Raw genomic sequence first — 11,610 nt, forward strand, 5'->3', positions numbered from 1 at the left:
CGGATGTCGAGCCGAGCCGAATCTGACGAGGAGAGTAATCCCGGTACGACTCGCGGTGTACGTCTCCCGCAACCCGGCAAGGCCTTGGGGTCGCGCAGCTAGCCTGGTCGTGTCTTTCCTCGGGGCGGAGGTGCGGAGCATGGATGAGCGGCGTCGGCTGCTCGAGCGCGTGTTCTCCCAAGAGGGCGCGTCCGAGGCCGTCGAGGATCACCTCGATCCGGCAACCGGTCAGACGGTGCGGATGACCCAGAGCGAGTGGGAACTGGCGCAGTACGACCGCCGCCACGGCAGGCTCGGCGCGGACGAATCCGCCGCCGGGGAAGCGCACGGCGGGTCATCCGATGTCTCATCCGACGCGGAATCATCCGATGCGGAATCGTATGCGGCGCTCAGCGCCATCGCCGCCGAGAACGAGATGCCGCGGGCCGGCGGTCCGAGTCCGCGTACGGCACCCCGATCCCGTCGTCTGCGGAAGGCACTCCCGTATCTCGCCGCCGTCGGTGGACTGGTGCTCGGTGTCGCTCTCACGATCGGTATCCAGAGCACCCTCGGCACGACTGCCCCTCGCGGCAGCGGCGCAAGCTCGACGGCGGATCCGGCAGCCGGCGCATCGGTCGGCTCGGGGGAAGGCGATGTCGGAGCGACCCTCGCTGCCGTCAACAACTACTTCGGCAGCTCACGCGGCGTCGGCGATCTGTCTCCCGACGTGACCCAAGGATTCGATGCGACCTCGTTCCATCACGTCGCAGGCACCGCGGCGATGCAGAAGACCAGCGACATCTACGCCGCGAGTCGTCTCGACGGCACGTACTGCCTCGTCGCCGTGACGAACGCGGGCCGGGCGGCGGAGACCTGCGGAACCGTCGACGACATCGCCCGCAGTGGACTCACCCTCACGCAGGACGCCGTGCTGGACACCGACGGACAGCACGTCACGGTCACCGTGATCTGGCAGACCGACGGAACCCTCACCTGGACCGAGATCCCCGCCGCCGGCTGATCGGCGATCGCAGACCGTGCGCGATCATGGGAGCATGAGCGCCGACTCCACGCGGTTCACCGTGCGGCGAGGCGTGCCGGCCGATCTCGACGCCGCCCTCGACGTGCGGCGTCGCTCATCCGGGCGGCCCGTCTCGGCCCGCGCACAGCATGACACTGCAGCGGCGATGGATGACCCCACGAGGCTCTTCATCGTGGCTGAGACCGACGCCAGGATGATCGGCTGGGCGAAGACGAAGCATTTCGCGGAACCGGATGGCCTCGCGCCCGCCGGTCACTATCTGATGGGCATCCTCGTGGATCCCGAATGCCGCAGGGCCGGCGTGGGAACCGAGCTGGTGCGTGAGCGGCTGGAGTGGATCGCACAACGCACCGACCGCGCATTCTTCTTCACCAACGTCGGCAACGCGGCATCGATCGCGTTGCACCGTCGCTGGGGCTTTCGCGAGATCGCGCGTGGCAGGGGATTCCGGGGAGTTCCCTTCGACGGCGGGGTGGGCATCCTGTTCTCCGCGGAGCTGCCTCCGGCCCGGTCATCCTGACGTCGGCAGCCGTAAGGGTTGGACCCTGCTAGGCCCGTACGGGCTTGCGACCGAAGAGGTAGAGCACGATGCCCTGCGCGCTGCCCTCCATGACCGGCCCTCGGCCGATGGCCCAGCCGGCGTCCGTCGCCGACAGGGTGTTGTGAGAGACGACGACGCGACGGTCGGCCGATGTCATCAGCAAGCCGCGAAGAGCGACGCGGCGAGTCGCGTCGGGCTCCACGCGGATCGGGATGCCGAGCGGCTGCACGATGTCGTAGCTGTGCACGACGGTCTCGACGAGGTCATTCGTGCCCGTGCGGCCGATTCCCGCGCGACGCAACGCGGCGATGCGCCGGATCTTGCCCACGAGGTCTTCGGGAGATGATGCCTCTCCCTCTTGTCTACTGACGGCGTCGGTGAGCGCGTTGGGGCTCGGACGGGTCAGCGTCAGCATCGGCAGCGCCGTGCGCATCATCTCCGGAAACGAGTTGCCGACCCGCCACACGATGTGGCCGGCGACGTCTCGCACCGTCCACCTGGCGCACAGGCTCTGCGCACCCCACTGATCTGCGTCGAGGTCCTCGAGCACATCAGCCAGCTGCTGGAGAGTGTCGGCGATCTGCTCCCTGAAGTCGTGTCGCATCTGATCCTCCCGCCGTCGCGGAACATCCTGACACGCTGGTCCTGGCTTGGGGTCGGAATGTGACTCGGTATGGGGTCGTCATACCTGCAGGTACCCTGGGACGGCCGCCGTGTGGCGGCACGACTCGAGGGAGAGCAGCGTGACGACCGGCCACGACGAGGCATCCGACCGCAGGGCATCCGAGCGGCCTGCGCCAGTCGTACTGGCGGCGAACCGCCCTCAGGCCCGGCCCTATCGGGGCGGCGTCGGCATCGAGCGCTTCCGGCGCGTCGAGCCGAACCCGGAGCCGGAGGCCGCGTGGATGCCCGAAGACTTCGTCGCCTCAACGACCGAGGTCTTCGCAGGGGGAGGCGTCGGACTCACTACGCTGGCGGACGGCACCACCCTGCGCGACGCTGTCGCGGCAGCACCACTCGACTACCTCGGCGAAGCGCACGCCGGCGCGTACGGTGCCGACTCGATGCTGCTCGTCAAGCTGCTCGACACCCGCGAGCGGCTCTTCGTGCACTACCACCCGTCGACCGCGTTCGCCCGCGAGGTCCTCGCACACGCGAGCGGCAAGACCGAGGCGTGGATCATCGTGGCGACGGAGGGTCCCGCGTACGCCTACCTCGGCTTCTCGCGCGAAGTCGGCGAAGACGAGGCGCTGCGCTGGTTCGAGACGCAGGATGTCGACGGCATGCTCTCCGCGATGAATCACGTGTCGCTCTCCGAGGGCGACACGCTGTTCGTGCCTGCGGGCATGCCGCACTCCATCGGCCCGGGCATCACGCTCGTCGAGTTGCAGCAGCCGACGGATCTCTCGATCATCCTCGAGCGGGAGGGCTTTCCCATCGAGGAGTCGGCAGCGCTTCTCGGACTGGATGCCCGCACCGCGTTCTCCGACCTCGACAGGAGCGCGGTGCCGCGCGAACGGATACTCAGGCTGTCATCCTCACGTGCCGCGCAGAAGAGCGGCGACGCCTGGGTGACGCCGTTCTTCCCGACTGAAGCAGACGTCGTCTTCCGGGCGGACCGCATCGAGTCGCACGGCTCGACGACGCTGGACGCGGGGTACGGCGTGCTCGTCATCCTCGACGGCCATGGCGAGTTGCGCTGGGCGGACGGCGGCATTTCCCTGACCGCCGGTGAGACCGTGCTCGTGCCCTTCGGCGTCGGCGAGACCGCTCTGACCGGAAACATCACCCTCGTGCGCTGCCGCCCGCCCGCCGCGCCCTCCGCTTCGCTGGTCGAGTAGCGCCCGCGAAGCGGACCTGTATCGAGGCCGATGGGGAACTCCTGGGTCTCGATACGTGCGCCTTCGGTGCGCTACTCGACCAGCGGGGCACCGTGCTCCTCAACCGGCGGTGAGCGGCGCCCCCGGCGATGGGCATGCGGCCGGGGTGAAAGACTTGGGTGTGACCGAACAGAACACCGCAGCACGTCATCCGCTCTGGGCAGGCAGAACGCTGGCGTTGCTGGGCATCCTGCTCGTCGCGGCCAACTTGCGTGCCGCGGTCACGGCGCTCTCGCCGATCTTCGACGAGATCACGCACGACGTGCCGTTCGGTGCGGCAGGCATCGGTCTGCTCGGAGCTCTGCCTCCGATCAGCTTCGCGGTGTTCGGGCTCATCGCCCCGCTGTTCACGCGTCGCGCGAGCCTCGAGGTCGTCGTGGTCTTCGCGCTGGTCGCCCTTATCGTCGGCGACCTCGTTCGAGGCCTTTCGACGTCGTACTGGATGCTCGTGGTCGGCAGCATCGTCACGTTCGCTGGAATGGCCGTCGGGAACGTGCTGCTGCCGCCGCTCGTGAAGCGGTACTTCCCCGACCGAATCGGCCTCATGACCGCCCTCTACGCGACGGTGCTGTCGGTGAGCACGCTGATTCCGCCGCTGATCGCCGTACCCGTCGCTGACTCCGCCGGCTGGCGTTACTCCGTGGGGATGTGGGCGGTGCTGGCCGCGATCGCGCTGTTGCCGTGGTTGGGCATCCTGATCCGTCGTCCGGATTCCCGGCACGTCGACGCCGAGGTCGAAGAACCCGGCAAAGCGGCGATGGGTCGTGTGTGGCACTCGCCGCTTGCGTGGGCGATGGCGGTCATGTTCGGCACCTCATCTCTGAACGCCTACGCCATGTTCGCGTGGATGCCCCAGCTGCTGCACGACACCGCGGGAAGCACCCCGGCCCAGGCCGGCGACCTGTTGTCGCTCTACGCCGGCATGGGCATCCCGGCGGGGCTCCTCATTCCCGTGCTCGCCGCCCGCATGCGCAACGTCGGCCTGTTGGCCTACCTCGGCGTCGCGTTCTTCGTCGTCGGATACATCGGCCTGCTGTTCTGGCCGTCGCAGGCCACCTGGGTGTGGGTCACCATGGCCGGCCTCGGCCCGCTGATCTTCCCGCTGTGCCTCGTGCTGATCAACCTCCGCACCCGAACGCACGAGGGCGCCGTCGCGCTCAGCGGTTTCACGCAGGGACTCGGTTACGTGCTCGGTGCCATCGGCCCCATTGTGGTCGGCTCCTTGCACGACGTGACAGGCGGCTGGACGTGGCCGATCATCTTCCTGCTGATCACGGCAGTGGCAGCGGCATTCGCGGGCGCGGTGATCGCACGGCCCGGCATGCTGGAGGACCACATGTCTGCTCGCGCGGCACGGAACGGGGTGAACGTTCGGTGACAGACCCGATGCGAATGTCGTGTGAGGTCATCCCATGCCGTGAGCGGCATGCTTGACTGAGCCGGTGAGGTCGAGGGGGTGAGCGACGAGCCGGTGAAGGACGAGCCGGTCATGGCGGATGCGCTCCGTCTCGTTCGCGGTCGTCGGGGTGCCACAAGACTGCTCGTCATCCGGGATGGCAGGCGTTACGTCGACGAACGGGTCGGCTGCGGCCCGGACTCGCTGTTCTGGATGTTCTCGGCCGGCAAGCCGTTCCTCGCCGTTCTCGTTCACAAGCTCGCCGAGCAGCGACGGCTCTCGCTCGACGCGCCCGTCGCCCAGTACTGGCCGGAGTTCGGCCGCTTCGGCAAGGGCGAGGTCACGGTCCGCCGGGTGCTGCAGCACCGGTCGGGCATGGCCGTCGCCACCACGTCGGTGGGCGACGCGCTCGCCATGACGCGCTGGAGCCGCAGCGTGCACCGCATCGAGCGCGCCAAGCTGCGCTGGCCGGTCGGCGCTGTGCCCGCCTATCAGTACCTGGCGTTCGGGTTCATCCTCGGTGAGCTCGTCGAGCGTGTGACGGGGATGCCCGTCGCCGACGCTCTTCGCGTCGAACTGCTCGAACCGCTCGGCCTCCACGACACCTTCCTCGGGGTGCCGGAGTCGCAGCTGTACCGCTGCGTGCCCATTCGCGGAACGACGCCCGTCGGACGCATCGCCGCGCTCGACCTGAACCGCCGCAGCCTTCGAAGGGCCGTCATCCCGGCGGCGGGCATCTCGACGACAGCGGAGGATGTCGCCAGGTTCTACAGCATGCTGCTGAACGGCGGCGAGATCGACGGCGTGCAGATCCTCTCTCCGGACACCGTGACGCGCATGCTGCGCCCCTCCAGCAATGGAGAGCTCGATCGCTATGCGAAGGCTCCCGTTCGGTGGTCGGAGGGATTCCAGCTCGGTGGTGCCCGCCATGCGGCCGGGTTCATCAGCCCGCTGGGGGAGCTCAGCAGCAAGCAGGCCTTCGGCCACAACGGCAGCAACTGCTGCGTGGCATGGGCCGATCCGACGCGCGGGCTCGTCTTCGTGCACCTCACCAACAGACTGGGTGAGGGCTTGGATGCGATCGGTCACCACTCCGCCGTCGCCGACGCGGTGATCGCGGCCTGCGACGCCGCCGACGTGGCGTCCGACATCGGCGCGGACGGCTGAGCCGCGCCCGACCGAACGGCGCCCGACCGAACGGCGTCCGGCGAAACCGCGCTCAGCAGAAATACGGCTCTAGAGCGCCGGCAGCATCTCCGCGCGGTGCACCAGCGCGGCCGCGCCGATGAGGGGGCCTTCGCCCGACAGTCCTGACGGGACGATGCGCACCTTGCGCACGAAACCGAAGTAGTGACCCTCGAGCACCTCGCGGATGAAGTCGAAGAGGTCGGGCGTCGCCTGCGAGAATCCTCCGCCGATCGCGACGAGCTCGAGGTCGAGCAGCGCGGTCGCGCTGGCGATCGCCGCCCCGACGGCGTGGCCGGTGCGCTGGATGGCCTCCCGCGCGATCGGGTCGCCCGCGGAATAGGCGGCCGCGAGGTCCTCCCCGGTCGATCCCGTGAAGCCCTGCCTCCGCGCCCACGCGACCGTGTGCGGCCCGCTGGCGATCGCCTCCAGCGAGGTGGCCTTTCCGAACGTGTCCTCGCCCTGGTAACCGGCGACCTCGACGTGACCGACGTGGCCGGCGTTCCCCGTCGGGCCGGTCACGACGTGTCCACCGACGATGAGACCGCCTCCGATGCCCGTCGAGACGACCATGCCCATCACGTTGTCGACACCCTGCGCTGCGCCGACCCAGTGCTCGGCCATCGTGATGGCAACGCCATCCATCTCCAGCGCGACGGGCACGTCGACGCCTCTGGCCTCCAGCACGCCCAACACGAACCCGCGCAGGTCGAAATCACGCCACGCCGGTACGTTCAGCGGTGACACGAGTCCGCCCTTGCGGTCGATCGGGCCGGCGCATCCGATGCCGATACCGGCTAATTCGGCCTCTCCTGCGTCATCCAGCGCGGCCTCGATCACGGCGCGAACGGATGACTGCAATCCCTCGCTCGTCGCCTCGCGTCCGGTCGGCGCGCGGTGGCGCGAACCCGGAACGACCTCACCGTCATCGGTGACGAGCGCGGATTCGACCTTGGTGCCGCCGAAGTCGACGGCGAGAGCGAGGGGCGGGGTCATGGTTCCAGGTTAGGGGAGCCGAGGCGCCGCCCGATGCGCTCCGATCCTCAGTCGCGGGGGATGATCGCGAGGGACGGAATTCTGCCCCGTCTGCTCACCGCAACACGCAGATGGGAGCGCCGCATCACGATCGCCGCGATCACCAGCGCGGTGAGGAGCGGAACGAGGCCGGAGATCGCGAAGCCCCATGCCGGCCCGAACTGCTCGACGATCCAGCCCATCACGGGGCCTCCGATCGCCTGGCCGCCCAGCTGCACCATGATGTACAGGGCCATCACCCGTCCACGGATGCTGAGGTTGGTCGACATCTGCACCAGCGAGTTCGCACTCGTCAGGAACAGCAGGCTGGCGACGCCACTGCCGGCGATCAGCACGCCGAACACGACGATGCCGGGGGCGAATGCCGTGCAGGCTTGGATCACGCCGAGCAGCGCAGCTCCGCCGATGACGATCCGCAAGCTCACGCTGAGCCTGCGGGTGGAGAGAACCGCGCCGGTGAGTGCGCCGACGGCGACGAGCGCGTTGAAGAATCCGTATCCGGCCGAGCCGACCTTGTAGATGTCGTTCGCGTACGCCGCCAGCAGAACGGGCATCGTGTACGCGAACATCGCGACGGCGCCGAGCATGACGATGGTGAGCAGGATGGCCGGCTTGTGCACCGCGTACTTCAGGCCCTCGGAGAGCTGGCCCTTGCCGCGCGGCGTCACGGGGGTCGGCAGAAGCGCCTTCGGGTTCATCGAGCCGAGGGCGCAGACCACGACGACACAGGCCGCCGCATTGATCGCGAATGCCCAGCCGGCACCCACTGCGCTGATCGCGAGGCCGCCGATGGCCGGGCCGAGCAGAGCGCCGAGCTGAAAGGTGGAGGAGTTGAGGCTGATCGCGTTGCGCAGCAGTTTCGGTCCGACGACCTCGTTGACGAAGACCTGCCTGGCGGGGTTGTCGACGACCGTGACGAGGCCGACCAGAAAGGCGATCAGCCAGATCTCCCACACCTGTACGGTGCCGGTGAGGATGAGCACTGCGAGCACTGCTGCGAGCAGGGCCGCCGTGGTCTGGGTCATCATGAGCAGCATCCGCTTGGAGTAGCGGTCGGCGATCACTCCGCCGAGCAGACCGAAGATGAGCGTCGGGGCGAACTGCATGGCGACCGTGACGCCGACGGCGGCGACGCTGCCGGAGAGCTCCAGGACCAGCCAGTCCTGTGCGACGCGCTGCATGCCGAGAGCTGTCGTCGCGACGACCTGAGCACCTGCGTAGATGCGGTAGTTCGGCACCCTGAGCGACGCGAACGAGTCGCGCCACGATGGGCGCTGAGTGAGCACGGGAACGGGGGCGGTGAGCAGAGGATCAGGCGAAGTTATGGGCGTAGTTATAGAAGAGGTAGTCACGAAGCGTTCCGAGTGCGGTCAAGTTAAGAGCGTGTAAGACAACGCTATCCTCGGGCTATTCATTCCTCGAACTAATCCCACCTATAACTACCATTGCGTTCGTGAATGTAAGGTGGATGCCGTGTTCGACCCCGACCTGCTCGCCACCTTCCTCGCCGTCGTCGAGACGGGCAGCTTCACCCGCGCGGCCGAGCGTCTCGGCCTGAGCCAACCGACGGTCAGTCAGCACGTCCAGCGACTCGAGAAGGCGGCTGGTCGCGTACTCATCGACCGCGACACCCGGCAGGTTCGCCTGACCGACAACGGCGACGCGATGGCCGGCTTCGCGCGCACGATCCTCGCCGCGCACGCCGCCGCAGACAGCTACTTCAGCGGAACGGCGATGCGGGGAAGGCTGCGATTCGGAGCGGCGGATGATCTCGCGCTGACCCAGCTGCCCAGCATCCTTCGCGACTTCCGTCAGGCGTATCCGCAGATCAACCTCGAGCTGACGGTCGGTCAGTCAGCGCCTCTCGCGCGCAGGCTCAAGGCCGGGCAGCTCGACCTCATCTTCATCAAGCAGAACTCGGGGGCGACCGACGGCGACAGGGTGGCCGTCGACTCCATGGTCTGGATGGGACTCGACAAGACCGAGCTCGCGCCGACCGATCCGGTGCCTCTGATCGCCTACCAGGACCCGAGTCTGAGCCGCCAGATGGCGATCGATGCGCTGGAGTCGGCCGGACGTGTCTGGCGCATCACGTGCAACACTCGCGAGGTCAACGGGGTGCTCGCCGCAGTGCGAGCGGGGCTCGGGGTTGCGCCGTTCCCTCGCACGCTCATCCCAGCGGACCTCGTCAAGGTCACCAACCGGCTCGGTCTCCCCGAGCTCGGCGAGGTGGAGTTCAGCCTGCTCGCCAACCCCCGTGCCGCGGCCGAGCCCGTCGCCGCGCTCACCCGAGCGATCATGGGCCGCACGCTGCACTGAGCGCCTGTTTTCTCTCAGCGTGCCTTGGTGTGGTGTAGGCGGCGTCTCTTCCGCGGGTTGAGGAGCTCGCGGCGCAGCCGCGCGCGTCTCGAAACCCAAACCCAGTCGGACGGTTTCGAGACGCGCGCCTTCGGCGAGCTCCTCAACCAGCGGAGGGACAGACCTGCCACTGCGCAGATGAGCGGATGACTGGGGTCGCGTTGCTCAAAAGTGGGCGTCTTTCTATTCTGGAAGGCGCCATGAACTCCTCAGACGAACTGCTCGCCGTGCGCGCCGCCGAGCTCTACTACGACGAGGGACGCACCCAGGACGAGATCGGTGCAGCGCTGCACATCACGCGGTGGAAGGTCGGCAGGCTGCTCGCTCAGGCGCGCGCTGCCGGCATCGTCCGCATCGAGATCGTGCATCCTCGCGCCCGTCGCGTGCTCGCGGAACAGGCCGTGAAGAAGCGGTACGGGCTGAAGGACATCGTCGTGGCATCCTCCGCAGGCGTCTCGTCGTCGGAAGAACTCCAGCGTCGCGTCGCCCAGGCAGCAGCCGACTACCTCGCGGCCATGCGCCCTGCTCCGCGCACCCTCGGTGTGAGCTGGGGCAGGACCATGCACGACGTCGCGGCATGCCTTCCCCGCGGGTGGGCGCACGGCGTCGGAGTCGTTCAGATCAACGGCGGCCTCAGCCTGACGAAGTACGGCGACACCGCGTCGGCCACCGCCCTGGTGATCGCACAGAAGGCCGCAGGCTCCGCCCATGTTCTGCCGATCCCCGCCATCCTCGAGCACACCGCGACCAAGCGCAGCATCGAACGCGACCGCGCCATCGCCGGCGTGCTCGATCGAGCGGCGCACGCCGAGGCGTACCTGTTCAGCGCTGGCGTCGCAGGGGCTGACTCTGCTCTCGTGAACAGCGGCTACCTCACGCCGTCGGATGTCGAGACCCTGGTCTGCAAGGGCGCCGTCGGCGACGTCGTCGGCCGGTTCGTCGGTGCAGACGGAGCCCCCGTCGATGCGGAGCTCGACTCCAGGACCGTCGGACTCTCTCTCCAGAAGCTGAAGGAGTCGGAGACCGCCATCGCCGTCGTCGCCGGGGAGGGCAAGCACGAGGTCGCGCGTGCGCTCGTCACCAACTCGTTGTGCACCGTGCTCATCACCGATGACCGCACCGCCGCCGCACTGCTCGACGCGCCGGGCGCGGCCGACACAGAGCTCGCACGGAACGCCGCAACAGGCGCATCAGCCGAGGAGGCATCATGACGCTCGATCTCGCCCGCACCGTCGTCGGTTCGGAGGTCAGCGAGCGCAGTCTGCGCTCCTTCGCGCTCGGCCTGCCGGGCGTCGACGCGGTGGGTCTCCAACAGCGTGCCGCGTCGCTGGCCACGAGGTCCATCAAGACATCGTCGAAGCGCTGGGCGCTCGACACGATCATCTCGCTCATCGACCTCACGACGCTCGAAGGAGCAGACACCCCCGGCAAGGTGCGCTCGCTGGTCGCCAAGGCCGTGCTGCCCGATCCGTCCGACCCGACCTGCCCGCAGGTGGCAGCGGTGTGCGTGTACGGCGATCTCGCCCACGTCGCCGTCGAGGCGCTCGGAGCCAACCACGCTGGCGCCGGAGGCGCGATCCACGTGGCCGCCGTCGCCACAGCCTTCCCCAGTGGTCGCGCCTCCCTGCGCGTCAAGCTCGCCGACACGGCCGATGCCGTCGAGGCGGGGGCCGACGAGATCGACATGGTCATCGACCGTGGTGCCTTCCTCGCAGGCCGATACGGCGAGGTGTTCGACGAGATCGTCGCGGTGAAAGAGGCGTGTCGCAGGGATGACGGAACCAGCGCACACCTCAAGGTGATCCTCGAGACTGGTGAGCTCGCCACCTATGACAACGTGCGCCGTGCATCCTGGCTGGCGATGCTCGCAGGAGCCGACTTCATCAAGACGTCGACGGGAAAGGTGTCGCCGGCTGCGACGCTGCCCGTCACGCTGCTCATGCTCGAGGCGGTGCGCGATTGGCACCGGCTGACCGGAGAGTTCGTCGGCGTGAAGCCCGCCGGCGGCATCCGCTCGTCCAAGGACGCCGTGAGGTACCTCGTGACCGTCGCGGAGACGGCGGGGGAGCGCTGGCTCGACCCGAAGCTGTTTCGGTTCGGCGCCTCCAGCCTGCTGAACGACGTTCTGCTGCAGCGGCAGAAGGTCGCTACCGGGCACTACTCGGGCGCCGACTACGTGACCATCGACTGACCA

General features: G+C 68.3%; 11 protein-coding genes. 8 read left to right on the forward strand and 3 right to left on the reverse strand.

Translation table 11 applies throughout. The annotated features are described in order from the left end of the window. Positions 1-139: 139 nt before the first annotated feature. Together ACYVDN_RS01815 and ACYVDN_RS01820 are read left to right on the forward strand one after the other, a co-directional pair. Entirely contained in the window at positions 140-1,000 is an 861-nt protein-coding gene (locus tag ACYVDN_RS01815) for a hypothetical protein (RefSeq protein WP_460567866.1), read from the forward strand. A 34-nt stretch (positions 1,001-1,034) separates the two neighbouring features. Further along, positions 1,035-1,541, forward strand: coding sequence for a GNAT family N-acetyltransferase (locus tag ACYVDN_RS01820; protein WP_460567868.1), 507 nt, complete (start codon positions 1,035-1,037; stop codon positions 1,539-1,541). Between the two features lie 28 nt (positions 1,542-1,569). On the opposite strand, the gene ACYVDN_RS01825 is transcribed toward ACYVDN_RS01820, so the two are convergent. Further along, positions 1,570-2,166 carry a maleylpyruvate isomerase family mycothiol-dependent enzyme gene (locus ACYVDN_RS01825; RefSeq protein ID WP_460567870.1) on the reverse strand — a complete coding sequence of 199 codons (597 nt, stop codon included), beginning with the start codon at positions 2,164-2,166 and terminating at the stop codon, positions 1,570-1,572. 139 nt (positions 2,167-2,305) lie between these two features. Here ACYVDN_RS01825 and ACYVDN_RS01830 point away from each other — a divergent pair, with 139 nt between their 5' ends. The 3 genes from ACYVDN_RS01830 (at position 2,306) to ACYVDN_RS01840 (ending at position 6,005) form a co-directional block, all read left to right on the forward strand. After that, a complete protein-coding gene (locus ACYVDN_RS01830) occupies positions 2,306-3,403 on the forward strand; it encodes a class I mannose-6-phosphate isomerase (protein ID WP_460567872.1) in 1,098 nt (365 codons plus the stop codon). Between the two features lie 160 nt (positions 3,404-3,563). Then, a complete protein-coding gene (locus ACYVDN_RS01835; protein ID WP_460567874.1) occupies positions 3,564-4,820 on the forward strand; it encodes a CynX/NimT family MFS transporter in 1,257 nt (418 codons plus the stop codon). Between the two features lie 78 nt (positions 4,821-4,898). After that, entirely contained in the window at positions 4,899-6,005 is a 1,107-nt protein-coding gene (locus tag ACYVDN_RS01840; protein ID WP_460567876.1) for a serine hydrolase domain-containing protein, read from the forward strand. A 69-nt stretch (positions 6,006-6,074) separates the two neighbouring features. On the opposite strand, the gene ACYVDN_RS01845 is transcribed toward ACYVDN_RS01840, so the two are convergent. Both ACYVDN_RS01845 and ACYVDN_RS01850 read right to left on the reverse strand, forming a co-directional pair. Continuing rightward, positions 6,075-7,019, reverse strand: a complete 945-nt coding sequence (locus ACYVDN_RS01845) for an ROK family protein (protein WP_460567878.1) — start codon at positions 7,017-7,019, stop codon at positions 6,075-6,077. Positions 7,020-7,066: 47 nt separating this feature from the next. Further along, complete coding sequence (locus ACYVDN_RS01850) at positions 7,067-8,410, reverse strand: MFS transporter (protein WP_460567880.1); 1,344 nt, start codon at positions 8,408-8,410, stop codon at positions 7,067-7,069. Between the two features lie 121 nt (positions 8,411-8,531). On the opposite strand from ACYVDN_RS01850, the gene ACYVDN_RS01855 reads away from it, so the two are divergent. From ACYVDN_RS01855 to deoC, 3 genes are all read left to right on the forward strand, one after another. Beyond that, the gene (locus ACYVDN_RS01855) at positions 8,532-9,377 is read left to right on the forward strand and encodes a LysR substrate-binding domain-containing protein (protein ID WP_460567882.1); all 846 of its coding nucleotides are present in this window, start codon (positions 8,532-8,534) and stop codon (positions 9,375-9,377) included. Positions 9,378-9,616: 239 nt separating this feature from the next. Continuing rightward, a complete protein-coding gene (locus ACYVDN_RS01860; RefSeq protein ID WP_460567884.1) occupies positions 9,617-10,627 on the forward strand; it encodes a sugar-binding transcriptional regulator in 1,011 nt (336 codons plus the stop codon). Then, on the forward strand, positions 10,624-11,607 hold the full coding sequence (deoC, locus tag ACYVDN_RS01865; protein WP_460567886.1) for a 2-deoxyribose-5-phosphate aldolase: 984 nt from the start codon (positions 10,624-10,626) through the stop codon (positions 11,605-11,607). Before ACYVDN_RS01860 ends, deoC begins: the two co-directional genes overlap by 4 nt. The last annotated feature ends 3 nt before the right edge of the window (positions 11,608-11,610 follow it).

The organism is Humibacter soli, assembly GCF_054779035.1.

Excerpts from the sequence above, each read along its gene's own strand:
- ACYVDN_RS01815 (WP_460567866.1), top strand. The coding sequence starts at position 140 with ATGGATGAGCGGCGTCGGCTGCTCGAGCGCGTGTTCTCCCAAGAGGGC.
- ACYVDN_RS01820 (WP_460567868.1), top strand. The coding sequence starts at position 1,035 with ATGAGCGCCGACTCCACGCGGTTCACCGTGCGGCGAGGCGTGCCGGCC.
- ACYVDN_RS01825 (WP_460567870.1), bottom strand. The coding sequence starts at position 2,166 with ATGCGACACGACTTCAGGGAGCAGATCGCCGACACTCTCCAGCAGCTG.
- ACYVDN_RS01845 (WP_460567878.1), bottom strand. The coding sequence starts at position 7,019 with ATGACCCCGCCCCTCGCTCTCGCCGTCGACTTCGGCGGCACCAAGGTC.
- ACYVDN_RS01860 (WP_460567884.1), top strand. The coding sequence starts at position 9,617 with ATGAACTCCTCAGACGAACTGCTCGCCGTGCGCGCCGCCGAGCTCTAC.
- deoC (WP_460567886.1), top strand. The coding sequence starts at position 10,624 with ATGACGCTCGATCTCGCCCGCACCGTCGTCGGTTCGGAGGTCAGCGAG.